Here is a 20,239-nt window from a genome sequence, read left to right as displayed (position 1 = left end):
CCAAGGCCGCCTCCCAAAAAGAAGCCTTGAATCTGATTTGCTCTCAAAAGGGAATCCTTAGAGTCCACACCACCTAGTGCTTTCGCAGGGACGACGCCAGGAAAGAGCCGTGAGCTCTCATTCTCCTTCTTTCCGGCGTCATGCGCGGGTGATGACACCGCGTGTTGGTCATCTTGAATTGCGACTCATCCCCACTGTCGTGCCTGCTTGCGCCGGGAAGAAAGTGTGCTTGCGGAAACAGGCGCGGCACCCCACAAAATTCGCGATTGCTGGTTGCTTCATCTTCAGGCAATGACGGTCTGCAATGAACAAGAGCTTCGAGGAAACTGCCGCTCGTCTGGCGCCGGCGATCTTTGTCGTGCTGTGGAGCACCGGATTCATCGGCACCAAATACGTCATCAACAATGCGGAGCCGCTGACCTATCTGGCGATCCGGATGGCGTTCGTGGTGGTGGTGATGGCGGTCATCGCCGCGATCGCGCGGCCGAACTGGCCGGACCGGACTGGTATTTTCCACAGCGCGGTCGCCGGCATCCTGGTGCACGGCTTCTATCTCGGCGGCACTGCGATTGCGATCGCGCATTCGGTTCCGGCGGGGCTCTCGGCCTTCATCCCGGGCCTGCAGCCGATCCTGACCTCGACCATTGCCAACCGCTGGCTGGGCGAGCGCGTCACGCCGCTGCAATGGGGCGGACTGGTGCTCGGCCTCGCCGGCGTCGTCTTGATCCTGCACAACCGGCCGATGACGAGCGAGGCGGGGTGGGGCTGGCTCGCCTCCGGCGTCTCGCTGATCAGCATCACCTTGGGCACGCTCTATCAACGGCGCTATTGCAACCGGATCGACTGGCGCGCCGGCAATCTGGTGCAGTACATAGCGGTGACGATCTTCTTCGGTATCGGCGCCTTCGTGTTCGAGACCAATGTGGTGCATTGGACCGGCGAGTTCGTGCTGGCGCTGGCCTGGCTCGTGTTCGCGCTGTCGATCGGTTCGATCGGGCTGTTGTACTGGCTGATCCGTCACCATGCCGCGACCTCGGTCGCGAGCCTGTTCTATCTGGTGCCGGCGGTGACCGCGCTGATGGCCTACGTCCTGTTCGACGAGCGGCTGGATCATGTCGCCATTGCCGGCATGGCCGCCTGCGCCGCGGCGGTGCTGCTGGTCAATCGCCGCGCTTAGTCTTTGCGACGGATCTTCGCGTAAGCTGCAAGCGCGCGTTCGCGCCCCTGCTTGTGATCAACGATCGGCGGCGGGTACGTCTTGCCGAGTTCGATGCCGGCGCTCGCCAGCTCGATCGGTGTCGCTGTCCAGGGCTGATGGATCAGCTCGTTGGAGAGCTGCGCGAGCTCCGGCACCCAGCGCCTGACATAGCCGCCGTCGGGATCGAATTTCTCGCCCTGCAGGACCGGATTGAAGACGCGGAAATAGGGCGCGGCGTCAGCGCCGCAGCCCGCGACCCATTGCCAGTTGGCGGGATTGGAGCCGGCATCGGCATCGACCAGCGTATCCCAGAACCATTGTTCGCCTGTGCGCCAGTCGATCAAGAGGTGCTTGACCAGGAACGAGGCCGCCACCATTCGCACCCGGTTGTGCATCACGCCGCTGTGCCAGAGCTCGCGCATGCCGGCATCGACGATCGGATAGCCGGTGAGTCCGCGTTGCCACGCCTCCAGGGCGAGAGCGTTGCGCCTCCACCGAAAGGCATCGAACAGCTCCTGCAAGTTCCGATCCGCCATATCGGGGACGTCGAACAGCAGATGGCGGCAGAATTCGCGCCAGCCGAGCTCGCTAAGGAACTTGTCGATGTCGCCGGCAAGGCGCGAGTCTTCCGCGGCGGCGAAGCGGGCCGCGTGAAAGACCTGCCGCGGGCTGATCTCGCCGAAGCGCAGATGCGGCGACAGGCGCGAGGTGCCGTCGCGGTCGGGCCGATCGCGGTCGTCGGTGTAACCGCTGATCCCCTCATCGAGGAATCGCTTCAGCCGCGCCTGCGCCGCGGCTTCACCCGGTGTCCAGGTCTCGCGCAGGCCGCCGGCCCAATCCGGCCGTGTCGGTTCGAGACCCCAGTCATCGAGGGCGTCGCTCGCGATGCCGCCGATGGATGTGAGTCTCTTCGGCGCCGGCAATGGCCTTGGCGGATCGCCGAGGCCTTGGACGCGCCGCCAGAACGGCGTGAACACGCGCAAGGCCCGGTTGTCCTTGTTGCGGAGCGCCTTCGGTTCGACGAGCAGATCGCCGCGGAAAATTTGCGAGTCGATGCTGTCACTTGCGAGCGCGGCTTCGACTTCTCTGGCAACGGCCTGATGCGGAGCCTGCGCGATGTCGTTCCAGAATACGGCGCGTGCGCCGATTTCGCGCGCCAACGTGGCGATCACCGACGCGGCCGGTCCGGTGCGCAGCACCAGCGATCCGCCTGCCATGGTGAGGCTCTTGCCAAGTGCGCGCAACGACTGCGCCAGCCACCAGCGCGTCGCACCCCCGAGCCGACGTACGGCCGGCGGCATCAATGCACGGCTCTCTTCGTCGCGCACATAGAGGCCGACGACCGGCGCGCCGCTTGCCGCCGCCTCATGCAACGCCGGGTGATCCGACAGCCGCAGATCGTCACGAAACCAGACGATGATCGTCTGTGCGCGGGTCACCCGGACGCAGTGAGCCTGCCGCTACTTCGGCTGCGGCACGATGCGGATGTAAGGCTTCGGCGCCTTCCAGCCCTGCGGGTAGATCGTCTTGGCTTCGTCGTCGCTGACCGAGCCCGCGATGATCACGTCCTCGCCCTGCTTCCAGTCGGCAGGGGTGGCGACGCGGTGCTTGGCGGTCATCTGCAGCGAGTCGATCGAGCGCAGGATCTCCTGGAAATTCCGGCCGGTGGTCATCGGATAGACCATCACCAGCTTGATCTTCTTGTCCGGTCCGATCACGAACACGTTGCGGACGGTCTGGTTGTCGGCGGCGGTGCGGGTGAGGGGATCGCCCGAGGTCGAGGCCGGCAGCATGTCGTAGAGCTTTGACACGTTGAAATCGGTGTCGCCGATCATCGGATAGTTCGGCGCCGCGCCCTGGGTTTCCTTGATGTCGTCGGACCATTTGGCGTGGCGGTCCACCGGGTCGACCGACAAGCCCATCAGCTTGACGCCGCGCTTGTCGAACTCAGGCTTCAGGCGGGCGAGCGCACCGAGCTCGGTGGTGCAGACCGGGGTGAAGTCCTTGGGATGGGAGAACAAAAGCGCCCAGCTGTTGCCGATCCAGTCATGGAACTTGATCTTTCCTTCGGTCGTCTCGGCTTCGAAGTCGGGGGCGACGGCGCCAATCTGAAGTGCCATGATTTTACCTCATCTCTTTGAAGTTGCGATTGAATTTGTATTTGAGGCTGTCTGTTCCAGTATAGGACGGGATAAGGCTTAAGTGAACGGGTTCTGAAAAAAGGTGAAACATTTCTCCTTGAGGGTGGAATTCCAAGCAACTTGTTTTGATCTGGATCCCTGCGGCGAAATATCAGCTGCGGCACAAAGGCTTGGAAATGCCCAGATAATGCCGCTTATCGCAGTCATCACGCCGGCCCTGGCTGCTATAGGACTGAACCGTGACGACGTTTAAAGCGACCAAATAGCAACCATCTAAAAATCTCGGAACGCAAGTTCCGAATCATTAACCACTCGTTTACGCCCGCATGGAAAAGCTGGCCTGAGATAGGAATTGAAAGCTCCCACAATGTCTACCCCAAGTACCAAGACCGCTGAGCCTCTCAGCGGTGCGTTGCATCCGTCCTGCCGCAAGACTGCCGCCCATGCGCTCACCATCGTGCGCGACGGCGTGATCACCGGCGAAGGCCCGACCACCAAGGGCCGCATCCATTTCTCCCGGTCTCTCGATGCCGATGACGCTGCCTGGTGCGCGCGCATCCTGACGGCGGCCGCGGTCGAGCATCAGCCGATCAGCCGGGCCGAGATCGAGGCGCTGTTCGCGATCAACGAGGCCGCCGCCGAGCGCAGCGATGGCGGCCGGTTCGACGATCTGCTCGCCAAGGCGATCGCCCACCATGCCGCCTCCGAGTCCGGCCTGCCGGTGCCGCCGCGCACGGTGGCGCTGTCGCCCGACACCGAGATCGATCGCTGGGCGCCGAGGCAGGGCGCCAAGATGGACACCAAGGTCCTGGAGTGGATCGCGGGCCAGATGCGCGGTCAGCGCCGCACCGGCCGCGCGCTGGCGGCGATGGTAGCGACGCTGGTCGGCGCGACCGCGCTGCCGCTCGCGGCGCAGCTCCCCAACGTGTTCGACATCGGGATGATGTAAGCCATCATCCCGCGTAACTGGAATTCGACGAAAACGGCGGGGATTACTTCCCCGCCGTTTTCTGTTTGCCGCCGGTTTCCTCGAGTCCGAGCGTCCGCCCCGGAAACCCGGCGACGTCGAAATAGCGGGTCGAGAGCACTCGCTGGAATTTCAACACGGTGCGCAGGCCGTTGGCCGACGGCTTCTTCGACATGATGGTGCCCTCGACCATCTTCGGCACGATGCCGTTCGGCAGCGCCTCCGACATCACTCGGCCGATCAGCCCGCCATTGTTCGGCGCGCGCAGGCCGAGCAACTGGGCGGCGGTCATGCCGACATCGGCGTTGCTGACCGGTAGCGGATCGACATAGCCCGCCTTGAAGTCGGGGCCGATCGCCGCGGTGAAGTTGAAGGTGTCGCCGCGGCTGAAGCTGCCATGCATGCCCTGGCCCTGGCGCAGCACGGTGTCGGCGATCTGCACCGAGCAGTTGGTCGGGATCTCGCAACCGCTCGACCAGGAGCGGAAATTGACCACGATCGACGGGTTCGGCGTCACCGCCTTGCCCTTCAGATTGAGGTTCGACATCGGGAGCGTGCCGGGGAAGGTGCCGAGCTTGTCGTCGACAAACAGGCCGCTGACATAGTCCTGCTCGAGCAGCGCCTTGATGACGCGGTCGGCGAGCTTCTTGTCGCGGTTCGGCAGATAGATCAGGTCCGAGCCGCCATTGGTCGCGATCACGGCATCGGGCTTGGCCGGATCCTGGCCGAGCACGCCGTTGCCGGCCTTCGGGTGTGCGTTGTCGGCGACCTTGGCGTTCTTGTCGTTGGGGTCGAACAGCGGCAGGTCCAGCGCCCTGGCGAGGTCGATCGCCAGAAAGCCCATCGGCAGGAAATCCTTCGGCGTGTCGCTGTAGGCGATCTTGGCCGAGGGGCTGGTCTTGCTCTCCTTCGAGATCGTCGAGAACCCGTGGTCGGAGGAGATCATGATGTTGGTGTCGGCGGAAAGGCCGAGCTCGTCGAGCGCCTTGCGCAGCTGCGCGAGGTTGTTGTCGGCGTTCTTGATGCCCGCCATCGAGGTCGGGCCGTTGATGCCGGGGGTGATGGTGTTGAGGCTGTCGCCGGTGTTGTGCTGGCTGCCGTCCGGATCGCGCGACCAGAACACCAGCACGAACGGCTTGTTGCGCGCCTTGAACATCGGCAGCACCACCTTGGTCGCGACGTCGGCCATGTAGGCCTGCTGCGCCACGTTGGCGACCGTGGTGCCGGGCGTCTTGGCATCGCCCGCCTTGGCGTTGTCGCCGCGGCTCGGGGTGGCGAGCGGAAGACCGGCCTTGGTCAGCGCGTCCTTCATCTCGTCGGAGAGCGGCACGCCGGTCTTGCCGCCGGTGGAATCGTCGACCACGATCGTGTTCTTGCCGCGATCGGTGTGGTCGAACAGCAGGGTCGGGCCGACCTTGCCGATGGCGGCGGTGCTGAAACCCTGGCCGCGGGCCATCTTCAGCAGCGTCTCCTCGTTGAGGTAGTCGCCGTTGAAGTGATCGTCGACATCGGCGAGCACCGCGTCGTTCTCGATGAAGGGGACCACGGTGTCGCCCGCCGGCGCCGAGGCGTAGCCGGTATAGATCGTGTTGGAGAAGGTGCCGGTGTCGCCGAGATAATGGCCGGTCGACAGCGCCGAGCTGTTTGCCATCGTGAAGGTCGGGAACAGCGAGTGCGAATTCTTGAAGTTGACGCCCTTGTCGCGGATTTCCGCCATCGCAGGCGCCGTCTGCGGCGTCACGATGCCGCCACGCAGGCCGTCCGGGACGAACAGGATGAGGTTGCGGGGCTTGGCGTTCTGCGCCGAGGCGGCGCCCGCCGAAAGCGCGATCATGCTCGCGGACAGTAAGGTAATGGCACGACGCATATTGCTGTTCCCCCTGATGAAGCCCCGCGGCAGCCCGCCGCAGCCTTCGTTTAGTTTTGCCATATGACAGAAATGTTACAGCGCTTGCTCGGCGCTGTAACGGCCGGATTTTTCCCGCAGGACGCCGGTCAACACACCGTCATTCCGCAGGCTGAATCGCGGTTCTCTCATTGCGCGCAGCGCTGCCGGCATGCCCGTACCGGGCATAGAGCGCCGGCAGCACGGCGAGCGTCAGCAGGGTCGCGCTGATCAGGCCGCCGATCACGACGGTGGCGAGCGGCTTCTGCACCTCGGCGCCGGTGCCGGTGGCGAACGCCATCGGCACGAAGCCGAGCGAGGCCACCAAGGCGGTCATCACCACGGGGCGGAAGCGGGTGAGGGCGCCTTGCTCGATGGCTTCCCGCATCGGCACGCCGCGCTCGCGCAACTGCCGGATGAAGCTCAGCATCACGAGCCCGTTCAGCACCGCAACGCCCGACAGCGCGATGAAGCCGACCGCCGCTGAGATCGAGAACGGCATGCCGCGCAGCCAAAGTGCGGCGATGCCGCCGGTGAGCGCCAGCGGCACCGCGCTGAACACCAGCAGGGCATCGCGGGCCGAGCCCATCGCCGCCAGCAGCAACAGGAAGATCATCGCAAAACACGCCGGCACCACGACGGCCAGGCGCTGGCGCGCCGCGGCGAGGTTCTCGGATTGGCCGCCCCAGGTCATCCAATAGCCCGGCGGCAGCTGCACCGATTGCGTGACTCTTGCCTGGGCTTCCTCGACCACCGAGCCGAGATCGCGGCCGCGAACATTGGCTGTCACCACGATGCGGCGCTTGCCGTTCTCGCGGCTGATCTGGTTCGGCCCCTCGGTGAAGGAGAACTGGGCGACGCGGTTGAGCGGCAGGCTCTGCACCGGCGAGCTCGGCGTTGCCTTCGGCAATGCGACCGGCAAATTGCTCAGCGCCTCGAGATCGGAGCGCACGCTCTCCGGCAATCGCACCACGATGTCGAAGCTGCGATCGCCTTCGTACACAACACCGGCATCCTGACCGCCGACCGCGGCACCGATCACGTCCTGCACGGCCGAGACGCTGAGGCCGCGCCGGGCGATCGCCGCCTTGTCGACCTTGATCTCGAGCACGGGCAGGCCGCCGGCCTGTTCGACCTTGACGTCGGTCGCGCCGCGCACGCTGCGTAGCGCCGAGGCGATCTGGTTGGCGGCTTTCTGCATCGGCCCGAACTCGTCACCGAACACCTTGACCGCGATGTCGCCGCGAACGCCGGCGAGCAGTTCGTTGAAGCGCATCTGGATCGGCTGGGTGAACTCATAGACGTTGCCGGGCAGCCGGCCGACCGCCTTCGAGATGTCCTCGATCAGTTGTTCCTTGGTCAGCGATGGGTCCGGCCACTGCTCGCGCGGTTTCAGGATGATGAAGGTGTCGGACGCGTTCGGCGGCATCGGATCGCTCGCCACCTCCGCGGTGCCGGTCTTGGAGAAGACGAACGACACCTGCGGAAAGCGGCTGACGGCCTTCTCGACCGACAGCTGCATCGCCTGCGACTGTGACAGCGCCGTGCTCGGAATCCTGAGCGCGTGCATGGCGATGTTCTTCTCGTCGAGCGAGGGGATGAACTCCTGGCCGAGGCGGAAGAACCCGAACAGGGCGGTTGCGAACAGCACGACCGCCACCGCGATGACCGGGATAGGCGTTGCAACCGCGCGCCGGAGCAGCGGGCTGTAGCAGCGCTTCAGGGCGGCAACGAGCCGGTTTTCCTGCTCCTGCACGCGGCCGGTGATGCCGATCGCGATCAGCGCCGGAACCAGCGTCAGCGACAGCACGAAGGCGGCCGCAAGCGCAAGGATCACGGTCAGCGCCATCGGCTCGAACATCTTGCCTTCGACGCCGGTGAAGGTCAGCAGCGGCACATAGACCAGGAGGATGATGGCCTGGCCGTAGAGGCTCGGCTGCACCATTTCCACAGCGGAGGCCCGCACCGTCGCCAGCCGTTCATCGCGCGTCAGCACGCGGCCGAGCGCATGCTGCTTCTCGGCGAGGTGACGCAGGCTGTTTTCGGTGATGATCACGGCGCCGTCGACGATCAGGCCGAAATCCAGCGCGCCAAGGCTCATCAGATTGGCGCTGATCCGGCCTTGCCACATGCCGATGGCGGTCATCAGCATCGCGACCGGGATCACCAGCGCCGTGATCAATGCCGCGCGGAAATTGCCGAGCAGCACGAACAGCACGGCGATCACGAGCAATGCGCCTTCGCTGAGGTTGCGCGCCACCGTGCCGATCGTTGCATCAACCAGCTGGGTCCGATCCAGCACCGTCTTGACCTCGATGCCGGCCGGCAGGGATGGCATGATTGTCCGCAGTTTGGCGTCGACCGCGGCCGACACGGTGCGGCTGTTGGCGCCGATCAGCATCAGCGCGGTGCCGACCACGACTTCGCGGCCGTTCTCGCTGGCGCTGCCGGTGCGCGTCTCACCGCCGATCGAAAGCGTGGCGAGGTCGCGGATCCGAACCGGGACGCCGCCGCGGGTGGTGACGACGACGGCGCCGAGCTCGTCGATGTTCTCGAGCCGGCCGCCGGAGCGCACGACGAAGCCTTCGCCGTTGCGCTCGATATAGCGCGCACCGCGGCTGACATTGTTGGTCTCGATCGCCTTGGCAACGTCGGCGAAGGTGAGACCGAGCGCAATCAGCTTCGCCGCATCGGGATGGACCTGATACTGCTTGAGGTATCCGCCGATCGTATCGACGCCGGCGACACCAGGCACCATCTTGATCTGCGGCTTGATGATCCAGTCCTGCACGGTACGCAGATAGGCGTCCTTCTCGACCTCGCTTTGCAGCATCTGGCCGTCCGCCGTCAGGAAGCGGCCGTCGCTTTGCAGGCCCGGCGCGCCGTCGGTCTGCACCTTCTGGCCGGAGTAATGGACGGTCCACATGTAGATTTCGCCAAGGCCGGTCGAGGTCGGGCCGATCCGCGGCTCGATGCCTTGCGGCAGCCGCGCGCGGACTTCGGTCAGGCGCTCGCCGACCTGCTGGCGGGCGAAATAGATGTCGGTGGCCTCGCTGAACACCGCCGTGATCTGGGAGAAGCCATTGCGGGAGAGCGAGCGCGTGCTCTCGAGCCCCGGCGCGCCGGCCAGGGCCGTCTCGATCGGGAAGGTGATCTGCTTCTCGATTTCGGCCGGAGACAGCGCCGGGGCCACGGTGTTGATCTGGACCTGCTTGTTGGTGATGTCGGGCACCGCGTCGATCGGCAGCTTCGTCAATGCAAGGCCGCCGAGGACCATCAGGATCGCCGTCAATGTGACGACCACCCAGCGCCGCCGGATCGCAAGACCAATGATGCGCTCAATCATGGTCGTGCTCCGCCTCGTCCTTCTCGAACTCCGCCTTCAGCGTGAAGGTGTTCTGCACCGCGACGGTCTCGCCGGCTGTGAGGCCGGCAACGATCTCGATATCGTCGTCGTCCTCGCGGCCGGTCCGCACCGATCTCGCCTCGAAGCCGTCGGCATCGCGCACGAACACGGTCGGCGTTCCCTTGATGGTTTGAAGCGCCTTCTTCGAGACGATCACGGTCGACGGCGCGCCTGACAGCGGGACCTCGGCGGTGACAAAGGTGCCCGGCTTCCAGCGGTGGTCCTTGTTGGGCATGGTCGCGATCACGCGCGCGTTGCGGGTCTCGCGGTCGAGCAGGGGGCTGACGAAGATCACACCGGCATTGGCTTCATCCTCGGTGCCGATAGCGCGGATTTTCACTGAAACACCTTCGCGGACCGCGCCGATGTCTTCGGGGGAGACCGCGAGGTCGACCCAGATGTCGTCGAGATTGACGATGACATAGAGCTCGCTCTCCTGGCCCTCGCGCCCGATCAATCCGCCGAGGTCGACACGCCGCTCGGATACGCGGCCGCTGATCGGCGCGCGCAAGAATTGCGTCCGCAGGCTCTCCGGCGGCTGGTTCGGCAGGTCGGCGATCTCGGCCTCCGAGAGACCAAGCGCGAACAGCTTCTGCCGGGCGCCGTCGAGCTTGATCTGGGCATCGTTCGCGGTCAGTCGCGTGCGCAGGAACTCGTTTTCCGACACGATGCGGGTCTCGACCAGCGTCTTCTGCCGCGCGTAGAGGGTCTGCTGCAAATCGTTGGTGAGCCGTGCGGCGAGGTATTCGCTCTTGGCGTCGGCCACCTCGCGGCTTTCGATCGCGGCGACGATCTCGCCCTTCTCGACGACGTCGCCGAGACGCTTGCGCAGTTCTGTGACCGTCGCAAGCACGCGCACCGAGACCCGGCCGATATGATCCGCGTCGGGGATCAGCGATCCCGGCGCGAGGAAATGCCGCTTCAGCATGCCGCCGCTGGCTTGCGCGAACGTGATGCCGGCTTCGCGAACCTGGTCTTCGCTCAGCTCGATATGCCCGGGGGCCTCGTGCCGGGCCTCGGTCTTTGCGTCTGTCGTCGCAGTCTCCTGCGTCGCGGCCGGGAACCTGACCGGCCAGCCGATCCATCCGGCCGCCACAACGACCAGTGCAATGCCGGCGGCCACGCCGGCGAAAAATAGAACAACCCGTTTCATATGCGCCTCTCCGCAGCGCAGGCCGATGGCCCTGCGCTGTCGCGACATCGATCTGTGCGGAAGGGTGCGCGCTGCCGAATGGCAGCAGCGCACGGCCGGTCACGTCGACCGGATCAGGCGCGGGGTGGCTTGAAGGGCGAGCGGCGATCGGCCAAGGCCGGCAGCCCGATGTTGGTGTCGCCGTAGCTGTGCGGCGCATAGGCGATCGGGAACGCGGCCTCCTGCGGAGCCACGGAGGCGACGTGCGTCAGGCAATGGTCGCTGTGAGGCGAGGCGGGATGCGCCGGAGCCTTGCCGCCGGCGTCGTTGATCGACTGCGCGATCGAGAAGCCGGGAGCCGCGTCGGCATCGCCGTCGGAGGTCCAGCCGTGGAAGAACGACAGCACCAGCGCAAGCGAAATCAGTCCCGCAAGCAGGCTGCGCCAGCGGCGCGATCCCGTTGCGTGAGGAGAAGACTGAATCATGGTGCGCGAAGCGTCCATGGGGCCTACTTAGCGCCGTGCCCGCGCGCATTCAAGTTCCGGTCCGCGACAGATTGGCCGCGGATACTATAACGTTACGCGCGGTCTGCGGTTCGGCGCAGCAGCCATCGGCGCGCCGCGACGACCGCCCAGATCGCTTCGACGAGGCCGAACGGCCAGGCGCCCTGCAGGAAACCGTAGGCCGAGCCGAGCGCGCAGGAGACAGCGAAGGCCAGGATGAACCAGGGGCTGCGATCTTCGGCCGCATAGCAGACGAGCATCATGGTCACGGCGAATAATCCGAACAGCGTCAGCGCATCCATTCCGCAGCAGAACTCCTGTTGTAACGCTGTTGATATCTGATCATGCTTGGGATGGAATATCCATCCAGCGTCGCCGCCCTAACCTAAAGGGACTGCACCATGAAGCGCATGCATGTTCACGTCGCCGTCAAGGACATCCCGCAATCGGTCGGCTTCTACTCGGCGCTGTTCGGGGCCGAGCCGACGGTCGTGAAATCAGACTATGCCAAATGGATGCTCGACGATCCCCGCGTCAACTTCGCGATCTCGAGCCGACGCCGCGAACCGGGCCTCGACCATCTCGGCATTCAGGTCGAGAGCGCTGAAGAGCTCGGCGAGGTGTACGGACGGCTGCGCAAGGCCGGCGGCGAGGTCATCGAGCAGGGCCAAACGGTGTGCTGCTATGCCAAGTCCGAGAAGTCGTGGATCGACGATCCCGCGGGGATCGCCTGGGAGACGTTCCACACGACCGGTGAGAGCATCGTCTATGGCGACGGCACCGGCGAGCGGACCGCGCGTGTCGCGCACGAGAAGCAGGAAGACAAACAGAGCGCGTGTTGCGCCCCACAGCCCAAGGCCGCGCCGCCCGAGGCTTCGGCTTGCGGCAGCTCGTGAGTATGGAGCGGCCGAGTGGCCGGCTCTGCGCGAGTCCACGTTGGCCTTAACCGTCCGATAACTGATTTTCCTAACCACCCCTTGGGTTGTGTTCCCGTACAAGGGCATCCACAGGGGCAGGAAAATGTCGGTTGTCTCAACGAGCAGCGTGCCGGAATACCGGCGGCTGTCGATCAAGGGTGTGTTGCGCGCCAGCAGGATGGGCGCGATCCAGTGGCTCGTCTTGAGCGCCGCGCTGCTGGTGCTCGCCATCACGCTTGGCACCGGCTATCTCGCGCTGCAGTTTCGCGAGCGCGCGCTGGAGATGTCCGAGCGCGAGCTCAACAACACCGCGCTGCTGCTGTCGCGACATTTCGACCAGCAGCTTACAGATCTCCAGCATGTCCACGACGACATCGTGAATTACCTGCGGGCCGAACAGGTCGAGACCGCCGATCAGTTCGAAAAGAACATGTCACTCCTGAGCGCGCACGAGATGCTGCGCACGCGGCTGGCGGCGCTGCCGCATGTCGGCGGGCTCAATCTGTTCAACGCCAAGGGATGGCTGATCAACTCATCCGAGATGTGGCCGGTGCCCGACATCAGCGTTGCGGACCGGCGCTATTTCCAGGAGTTCACTTCGGGACGGCCAACGTCTCCTGTCATCGTCGAGCCCGCAATGAGCAAGGTGACCGGCAACTGGACCACGATCTTTGCGCGCAAGATCACCGGGCGCAACGGCGAGATCATCGGCTTCGCGAGCCGCGGCGTCGAGCCAAGCCATTTCGAGGATTTCGTCGCCTCGCTGGCGCTGAGCGGCGACACCGTGATTTCGATGATCCACCGCGACGGCACCATCATCGCACGCTATCCGCAGGATGCCGGCGTGATCGGTCGCAACATCATCAATCTGCCGGTGTTTCAGAAGGTCATCAGCTTTGGCGGCAACACCTCGGGACGGTTCGTTGGCGCTTCAGGCGAGGAGAACGTCGGTGCGGTCAGATCGCTGTCGCATTTTCCAATCCTGATCCTCGCTACCACGAAAACATCGAGCGCGCTGGAGGACTGGCGCACTCAGACCAAACTGCAATTTTGCGCAGCCGTGTTGGCGGTACTGATCATCAGCTTCGCGGTCTTCCTGATCGTCCGCCAGCTGCAGCGGCAGCACGATGCGGCAAGCCGCAGGCTGTCCGAGAAGAGCCAGCACCTCGACACCGCCATCAACACCATGACGCAGGGGCTGCTGCTGTTCGACGCCTCGGCGCGGCTCGTGATCTGCAACCAGCAATATATCGACATGTTCGGCCTCTCGCCTGATGTCGCGAGGCCGGGCTGCCATCTGCGCGACCTGATCCTGCATCGCCAGGCGATCGGCTCGTTTGTCGGCGACGTCGACGAGTACTGCGCCCGCTTCACCAACCCGAGGGGCGATGAGGTTCGGGACTCCGTGATCATGACGCCGGACGGTCGTAGCATCCGCCTGATCTACAAGCGTGCGCCCGACGGCGGCTGGGCCACCACGCTCGAAGACGTCACCGATGGGCGGCGTGCGCAAGCGCGGATCGAGTATCTCGCGCATTACGACGCGCTGACCAATCTGCCGAACCGGACGCTGTTCCAGCGCCACGCGGAGGGGCTGCTGCTCGAGGCCGCCACGCGCGAGTTCGCCATCCATTACATCGATATCGACGAGTTCAAGCGGATCAACGACACGCTAGGCCATCTGATCGGCGATGAGTTTCTGCGGCGCGTCGCCGAGAAGTTGCGCCAGTCGGTCGGGTCGAACGACTTCATCGCGCGGCTCGGCGGCGACGAGTTCGCGATCGTCCAGCACGACATCACCTCGGACGACGACGTCGGCGACCTGGTCGCACGCATCTATCAGTCGCTGCGCACGCCGTTCGACTGCCTCGGCCACCATTTGTCGAGCGACGCCAGCATCGGCATTGCGATCGCCCCGCGCCACGGCTCCGATCTGTTCCGCCTGCTCAAATGTGCCGACCTTGCGATGTACGCCGCCAAGGCGGCGGGCCGCAGGACCCATCGCTTCTTCGATCCGGCGATGGAGGCGCAGGCCAATCTGCGCCGCGCGCTGGAGGCCGATTTGCGTATCGCGCTGGCCGAGGGCGGCTTCGAGCTGCACTACCAGCCGCTGGTCGACCTGCGCAGCGACGAGGTGACCGGCTGCGAGGCGTTGCTGCGCTGGCGGCATCCCGTGCGCGGCATGATCTCGCCGGCGGAGTTCATACCGGTTGCCGAAGAGACCGCGCTGATCGAGGAGATCGGGCAGTGGGTGCTGCGCACCGCCTGCACCGAGGCGGCAGCCTGGCCGGCGCATGTGCGCGTCGCGGTCAACGTCTCGCCGATCCAGTTCAAGTCGGAGACGCTGGCGCTGAAGGTTGCGAATGCGCTTGCCGACAGCGGGCTCGACCCGCGCCGGCTCGAGCTCGAGATCACCGAGGCGGTGCTGATCGCCGACGACGATGCGGCGCTGGTCACGCTCGGCCAGCTCCGCGCGCTCGGTGTCCACATCGCGCTCGACGATTTCGGCACCGGATACTCGTCGCTGCAATATCTGCAACGCTTCCCGTTCGACAAGATCAAGATCGACCGCAGCTTCGTCAAGGAAGTGACCCGCAACAGCGGCTCGGCCTCGATCATCCGCGCCGTGGTCTCGATCGCAGCCGACCGCAACATGATCACCACCGCCGAGGGCGTCGAGACCGATCAGCAGCGCGACACCGTGCAGATGCTCGGCTGCACGCAGATGCAGGGCTACCTGTTCAGCAGGCCGGTTCCTGCGCGGGACCTGCGGACGTTGCTCGCGGCCGATTGCGTCGCCGCCTGAGCGCCTGCCGATCCGGTCCCTCAGGAACAATCGTCGCCGTCTCCGATTGAAAGTGGAAGCTCTTGAGAGGCGAGGCGGTCCATGAAAAGCAAGCTCGTGTCCGATGCGCCCAGCGCGCAGGTTCACGTCGTCGTGCTCGATAGCGGCGAGGAAGCGTTCGGCGCGCTGACGAAGTTCGCCAATGATGCGAAGGTGACGGCGGCATCGCTCACCGCGATCGGCGCGTTCGAGCGGGCAACCGTCGGCTGGTTCGATTTCGCATCCAAGAGCTATCGGAAGATCGAGATCAACGAGCAATGCGAGGTGCTGTGCGCGATCGGCGATATCGCGACCGGCGACGACGGCAAGGCCAGCCTGCATATTCACATCGTGCTCGGACTGTCGGATGGATCGACGCGTGGCGGCCATCTGCTTGCCGGCATCGTTCGGCCGACACTGGAGGTTGTGGTCACCGAAGCCCCTGCCAGGCTTCGCCGGCGGAAGCGGCCCGAGCTCGGCATTGCCCTGATCGATCCAGCCGCGACCGCCTGACGCTTTCCTCCGAAAAGTTCCTAAAAATCGACCTGCCTACGCCGAGGCGCGGAACCGAACCCGTGGAACCGCGTTCCCTTGCGGGGCTCGACCGGCAGGCGATCAATGAAAACCGCAGCAACGTCCGCGGCCATGCTGCTATTTGCCTCGTGCATGGCAAACGCAGAGAGTGGCCTTGCGTCCTATTATCGTGGCATCGGCAGGAGTGGCGAGATGACCTGCGCGCATCGCAAGCGGCCATTCGGCAGCATGATCACCGTCTCGTATCTGGGAAAATCGATCCGGTGCCGCGTCAACGACCGGGGCCCGTTCGTTCGTGGACGGATCATCGATGTGTCGACCACGGCGGCCCGCGCGCTCGGCATCCTTCAGCTCGGCGTCGCGCATGTCGTGATCCAGTAGAGCGCGGCCGGCGGCAGGATCAGGGCCTGGGAGCAGCCGCCCGCTGTTCGGCGATCGCCTTGCGGAGCGTCCGTGACAGCGCCTCGACCGAATAGGGTTTCTGGATCAGCTCGAAGCCGCTGTGCGCGTTCTCGGCGAGCACGTTGCTGTAGCCGCTGGTCAGCACCACCGGCAGTCCAGGAAAGCGATCGCGGATGATTCCGGCGAGCTCGACGCCGTTCATGCCCGGCATGATCACGTCGGAGAACACCAAGTCGGCGGCGAACTCGTTCTCCGAGAGGATCGAGAGCGCGGCATTGGCATTGGCCGCGCGCTTGACCGAATAGCCGAGATCCTCGAGCAGCTCGGTGGAGAACTGGCCGACATCGTCGTTGTCCTCCACCACGAGGACGCGATAGCCGCGGCCGATCGAAGCCTGCTCGGTGCCCGCGCTGGCGGCGACCTTGGCGTCCGCCGGGCGCATCGCGTGCGGCAGATAGATGGTGAAGGTCGCACCGTGCCCGGGCGTAGAGGTGACCTCGATGTCTCCATCGGATTGCTTGACGAAGCCGAAGGCCTGGCTCAATCCGAGACCCGTTCCCTTGCCGACCTCCTTGGTCGTGAAGAACGGCTCGAAGATCGCGTCGAGGTTTTCCGGCGAGATGCCGGTGCCGGTGTCCTGGATCGAGACCGTGACGAAATCGCCGCTGCGCGAGGCCTGGGCGCGCAGGGCAGGGATATTCTTGACCTTCCGGACGCCGATCGTCAGCTGGCCTTCGCCGCTCATGGCATCGCGGGCGTTGACCGCGAGATTGAGTAGCGCGGTCTCGAACTGGCCGATGTCGGCGATCGCAAAGCAGTCGGGATCCTCGATCCTGACCTCGATGTGGATCCGCGCGCCGACCAGCGGGCGGATCAGCTGCGTCACGCTGTCGACCTGCGTGCCGACATTGAACACTTCCGGATTGAGCGGTTGCCTGCGCGCAAATGCCAATAGCTGGGCGGTGAGCTTGGAGGCCCGCTCCACGGTCTCGGAGATCGCATCGATATAGCGGCGGCGCCGGTCATCCGGCAGATCGCGGCGGCGCAGGAAGTCGGTCGCGGAGCGGATGATGGTGAGCAGGTTGTTGAAATCGTGCGCGACGCCGCCGGTGAGTTGGCCGACGGCTTCCATCTTCTGCGATTGCCGCAGGGCTTCCTCGCCGCGGCGCCGTTCGGTGATATCGACGGCCTCCGGAACGGCGCCGACGATGGTGCCGTGCTGGTCCTGCAGCGGCCGCATCGCGAAATCGAAATAGCGCTCGCCGATCGGCAGGCGCAGCTGCATCTCGATCTTGACTTCCTCGCCGCGCATCACGGTCGCGAAGGCATTCTGGATCACGCGCGGCATGCCCTCGGTCGCGGCGAACCACGGCGTGTCCCAGAACGGCTTGCCGACGACGTCGGCGGCATCGGTACAAATGCCGGCCAGCGCCGTCTGGTTGGTGTAGAGCAAGCCGCCATCGCGGTTGAGCAGCATCTGGTATTGATGGCTGGTTTCCAGGATCGCGCGCGTCTGCGCTTCACGGGATTCGAGCTGCGCGGTGCGCTCCAGGATGCGCCGCTCAAGCGACTCGTTGAGCTTGCGCAGCTCGATCTCGGCTTCCTTGGCCGCCGTGATGTCGTGGGCGACGCCGATGAAGCCGATGTGCTTGCCGTTCGGGTCCCAGCGCGGCTGCGATTCCGAGCGCAGCCAGCGCCAATCGCCTGCGGCGTTCCGATAGCGGGCCTCGAGCACGAATGGCTTCAGCGAGAGCTCGCCGGTGATCTGCTCCTGCAGGATTTGCGGCAGGTCATCCGGATGCAGCGCCTTGCGCCAGTCGAACACGATCGCTTCCTCGAACGGCAGTCCAAGGAAGTCGAGATAGGCCTGGTTGGCAAAGGAGCGGGTGCGGTCGAGCTTGGTCACCCAGATCGGCACCGGCGCGCTGTCGGCGATCAGGCGGAAGCGCTCTTCGCTCTCGCGCAGGGTCTCCTGTGCCAGCATCTGATCGGTGACGTCGAGATCGGCGCCGACCAGCCGCAGCGCACGGCCGCTGCGGTCGCGCTCGATCTTGGCGACGACGCGGATCCAGCGGCTCTCGCCGTCGTTCGGGCGGATGATGCGGTATTCGGCCGTGTAGTCTTCGCCGCCGGCCTTGAGCACGCCGAACAGGTGCCGGATCGTGCGCTCGCGATCCTCGGGGTGGATGCGCGCGACCCAGTTCTCATAGGTCTCGTTGATCTCTTCGGGCGGCAGCCCATGCACCAGGAGATATTCGGGAGAGCGGCGGTTGCGCACGCCGTCGCGGAAATCGATCTCGAGTCCGCCGACCCGCGCGATGCGCTGGATCCGCGCCAGCTCCGCTTCGCGCTCCTGGAGCTCGCGATGGGCGCGATCGCGTTCGCGCGCGATCTCCTCAAGATGCTGCCGCAGCCGTTCGGCTGCCGCAGCTTCGGGAAGCACATCAGCGGGATCGGATGGGGTCATACGCGCCGGCAACCTCTCGGTGCAGTCTCACACAGGACGCGGCAGCTTTGCCAGCTTGATTTACGGCAATCGTTAGGCTGAGTCATTCCGGGGCGATGCGAAGCGTCGAACACGGAATCTCGAGATTCCGGGTTCGCTTCGCGCCCCGGAATGACGATGCAATCCACGAGCTCTTCATTTGCTCTTGGGCGGCCGGCAATTATAGGCCCGGCGGAACCCAGCGGCCTGTGCATCTTCCTCGGAGCAGAACCAGCGATCCGGATTGCCGAGGCCCGGGTAACTGCGGCACGCCTGCAGATGATAAATGCCGACATTGCCGGTGACGCGGGCGCGCACGGCGTATTTGCCCTTGATGTTGCAGCTGGCCGGCATCGGCAGGTCGTCGGGGAAGAGCACATTGCGGATCTGCGTGTCACGGTCGGCGGGGCAGGCGTTGCCGAGCAGGGCGCCATCCTTCCTGGCCGTACGAAAATCGCGCGGCGCCACGAAGCAGCCCTTCCAGAGCCCGGCGCGATTGTCCTTGGCGGTGGCTTCATCCGGCTTGAATCGGCCAGTGGCCGACCCCTCGACATTGAGAGCATAGCCCTTCTGGACCAGCACCTGGCTGAGGCTGGTCGGGTCGCCCTCGATCTTGCAGACGCCGAGGCGGCGCTTCTTGAAGGTCGGATCGACGCCGATATCGTCGCAATGAATTGGCTTGCCGCCGATCAGCCTGGTCAGCTGGTCGCGCGCCTCGATCCCGCAAGTCCAGGCGTCGGCGTGCTCGTCGATGCAGAGCTGATCGACCGCCGGCGCGTCGATGCCGTCGAGCCGATAGGTCGTGTTGCCGAGCTGAACGGTGCCGGCGTCCTTGATGACCGCAGTGGCCGTGGGGCCTGCGGTTGCAGTCGGGCTGGTGGTTGCAGACAGGAAGGCCAGGAGAAGCGTCGTGGCGACCGGATTTCGAAACCGCATTTTCTCAACTTCAGATCTTTGGCGGGCAGCCGAACTTCTAGCACAAGCCGGTACGATCCAACCAAGGACTGTTCGCGAGCGGGGCGTGCGAACCGTCACATCCCGATCGGCATTCCGTGGCGCAGAACGGCCGGACATTGCCATTGAAGGGATGCGCATGGGCGAGTTTCGTTATCAACGTCCTCCGCCGAAATCATCACCGGCATTTGGAGCCTGCAATGCCTCGCGCGCTGGCGGCGGAAGAGAAAGACGGCCCAGGAGGCCGCGCCCGATCAAAGATCCAATTGACTTGATGAGAACAAAATAGGAACATGATGCACCACCTGAATCCCGGATACCCCATGATGTCTGCACGGCCCGAATCTGACGACGATGACGGGCCGGAAGCCGCTGTCGATCAGGCCATTTCCGCCTGCGGCGGGAATTTGCGCGCCACCATCCGGGCGCTGATCGTGGCCAATGAATTCCTGGAGAACGAGGTCAGCGAGCTGATGAAGGCCGTCGCGAAGGCTCATTCGCGTGGCCGCTTCAAGACCTATTCGGGCTGAAATACCGATCGGGCTACCGCCGCGGACTGACCAGGGACTGGCCGGGCAGCGGGCAGGGTCTGCATTAGACCGTTGCCTCCGGGGCAATTTGCTGTACCAACGGAGTGGTTACGCCCAATCGCCCGTGCCAGATTGCGCGGGGAGGAATCCTGCCAAATGGACAATTCGAAGTCCGAAAAAGCCCAAGCAAGAAGAGCATGTTCAAACGAATCCTGATCGCCAACCGCGGCGAGATCGCCTGCCGGGTCATCAAGACTGCGCGCCGTATGGGGATTGAGACGGTTGCCGTCTATTCCGAGGCCGACCGCGACGCGCTGCATGTCGAGATGGCCGATGAGGCCGTGCTGATCGGACCGCCCGC

At 64.9% G+C, this 20,239-nt stretch carries 17 protein-coding genes; 8 read left to right on the top strand and 9 right to left on the bottom strand.

The window, feature by feature from the left end; all coding sequences use genetic code 11:
* The first annotated feature begins 304 nt into the window (after positions 1-304).
* On the top strand, positions 305-1,177 hold the full coding sequence (locus tag Q2M23_RS41100; protein WP_316399121.1) for a DMT family transporter: 873 nt from the start codon (positions 305-307) through the stop codon (positions 1,175-1,177).
* Here Q2M23_RS41100 and Q2M23_RS41095 read toward each other — a convergent pair.
* Together Q2M23_RS41095 and Q2M23_RS41090 are read right to left on the bottom strand one after the other, a co-directional pair.
* Positions 1,174-2,637: a deoxyribodipyrimidine photo-lyase gene (locus Q2M23_RS41095; protein ID WP_316399120.1), complete on the bottom strand. Its 1,464-nt coding sequence runs from the start codon at positions 2,635-2,637 to the stop codon at positions 1,174-1,176. The genes Q2M23_RS41100 and Q2M23_RS41095 overlap by 4 nt on opposite strands.
* Before the next feature lie 21 nt (positions 2,638-2,658).
* Positions 2,659-3,318, bottom strand: a complete 660-nt coding sequence (locus tag Q2M23_RS41090) for a peroxiredoxin (protein ID WP_028337644.1) — start codon at positions 3,316-3,318, stop codon at positions 2,659-2,661.
* Positions 3,319-3,706: 388 nt separating this feature from the next.
* Here Q2M23_RS41090 and Q2M23_RS41085 point away from each other — a divergent pair, with 388 nt between their 5' ends.
* Positions 3,707-4,288 (top strand): hypothetical protein, encoded by a 582-nt coding sequence (locus Q2M23_RS41085; protein ID WP_057017042.1) that lies wholly within the window; start codon positions 3,707-3,709, stop codon positions 4,286-4,288.
* Positions 4,289-4,331: 43 nt separating this feature from the next.
* Here the strand turns inward: Q2M23_RS41085 and Q2M23_RS41080 are convergent, their stop codons facing one another.
* The 5 genes from Q2M23_RS41080 to Q2M23_RS41060 all read right to left on the bottom strand — a co-directional run bounded on the left by Q2M23_RS41080 (position 4,332) and on the right by Q2M23_RS41060 (position 11,534).
* Positions 4,332-6,173, bottom strand: coding sequence for an alkaline phosphatase family protein (locus Q2M23_RS41080; protein ID WP_316399119.1), 1,842 nt, complete (start codon positions 6,171-6,173; stop codon positions 4,332-4,334).
* A 139-nt stretch (positions 6,174-6,312) separates the two neighbouring features.
* Positions 6,313-9,537: a CusA/CzcA family heavy metal efflux RND transporter gene (locus tag Q2M23_RS41075; protein WP_316399118.1), complete on the bottom strand. Its 3,225-nt coding sequence runs from the start codon at positions 9,535-9,537 to the stop codon at positions 6,313-6,315.
* Positions 9,530-10,750, bottom strand: coding sequence for an efflux RND transporter periplasmic adaptor subunit (locus tag Q2M23_RS41070; protein ID WP_316399117.1), 1,221 nt, complete (start codon positions 10,748-10,750; stop codon positions 9,530-9,532). The genes Q2M23_RS41075 and Q2M23_RS41070 overlap by 8 nt, the downstream gene beginning before the upstream one ends.
* Before the next feature lie 113 nt (positions 10,751-10,863).
* The gene (locus Q2M23_RS41065) at positions 10,864-11,214 is read right to left on the bottom strand and encodes a hypothetical protein (RefSeq protein ID WP_316399116.1); all 351 of its coding nucleotides are present in this window, start codon (positions 11,212-11,214) and stop codon (positions 10,864-10,866) included.
* Positions 11,215-11,306: 92 nt separating this feature from the next.
* Complete coding sequence (locus Q2M23_RS41060) at positions 11,307-11,534, bottom strand: hypothetical protein (protein ID WP_076831245.1); 228 nt, start codon at positions 11,532-11,534, stop codon at positions 11,307-11,309.
* A gap of 99 nt (positions 11,535-11,633) precedes the next feature.
* Here Q2M23_RS41060 and Q2M23_RS41055 point away from each other — a divergent pair, with 99 nt between their 5' ends.
* From Q2M23_RS41055 to Q2M23_RS41040, 4 genes are all read left to right on the top strand, one after another.
* Positions 11,634-12,128: an ArsI/CadI family heavy metal resistance metalloenzyme gene (locus Q2M23_RS41055; RefSeq protein WP_057017045.1), complete on the top strand. Its 495-nt coding sequence runs from the start codon at positions 11,634-11,636 to the stop codon at positions 12,126-12,128.
* A 124-nt stretch (positions 12,129-12,252) separates the two neighbouring features.
* Positions 12,253-14,955, top strand: a complete 2,703-nt coding sequence (locus Q2M23_RS41050) for an EAL domain-containing protein (protein ID WP_316399115.1) — start codon at positions 12,253-12,255, stop codon at positions 14,953-14,955.
* Between the two features lie 81 nt (positions 14,956-15,036).
* Complete coding sequence (locus tag Q2M23_RS41045; protein WP_057017046.1) at positions 15,037-15,486, top strand: PPC domain-containing DNA-binding protein; 450 nt, start codon at positions 15,037-15,039, stop codon at positions 15,484-15,486.
* 105 nt (positions 15,487-15,591) lie between these two features.
* The gene (locus Q2M23_RS41040; RefSeq protein WP_016840471.1) at positions 15,592-15,888 is read left to right on the top strand and encodes a septal ring lytic transglycosylase RlpA family protein; all 297 of its coding nucleotides are present in this window, start codon (positions 15,592-15,594) and stop codon (positions 15,886-15,888) included.
* 19 nt (positions 15,889-15,907) lie between these two features.
* Here Q2M23_RS41040 and Q2M23_RS41035 read toward each other — a convergent pair whose 3' ends face one another.
* Both Q2M23_RS41035 and Q2M23_RS41030 read right to left on the bottom strand, forming a co-directional pair.
* On the bottom strand, positions 15,908-18,376 hold the full coding sequence (locus tag Q2M23_RS41035; protein WP_316399114.1) for a PAS domain-containing protein: 2,469 nt from the start codon (positions 18,374-18,376) through the stop codon (positions 15,908-15,910).
* Between the two features lie 174 nt (positions 18,377-18,550).
* Complete coding sequence (locus Q2M23_RS41030; protein ID WP_076831238.1) at positions 18,551-19,330, bottom strand: thermonuclease family protein; 780 nt, start codon at positions 19,328-19,330, stop codon at positions 18,551-18,553.
* Positions 19,331-19,671: 341 nt separating this feature from the next.
* On the opposite strand from Q2M23_RS41030, the gene Q2M23_RS41025 reads away from it, so the two are divergent.
* Positions 19,672-19,878 carry a hypothetical protein gene (locus Q2M23_RS41025; protein WP_316399113.1) on the top strand — a complete coding sequence of 69 codons (207 nt, stop codon included), beginning with the start codon at positions 19,672-19,674 and terminating at the stop codon, positions 19,876-19,878.
* A 197-nt stretch (positions 19,879-20,075) separates the two neighbouring features.
* Positions 20,076-20,239: biotin carboxylase N-terminal domain-containing protein (locus tag Q2M23_RS41020; RefSeq protein WP_316399122.1), on the top strand; the 164-nt coding region annotated here is incomplete at its 3' end.

Origin of the sequence: Bradyrhizobium sp. 33ap4 (genome assembly GCF_032654765.1) — a bacterium.
Taxonomy (GTDB): Bacteria; Pseudomonadota; Alphaproteobacteria; order Rhizobiales; family Xanthobacteraceae; genus Bradyrhizobium; species Bradyrhizobium australafricanum.
This window is presented reverse-complemented; position numbering and strand designations above follow the sequence as displayed.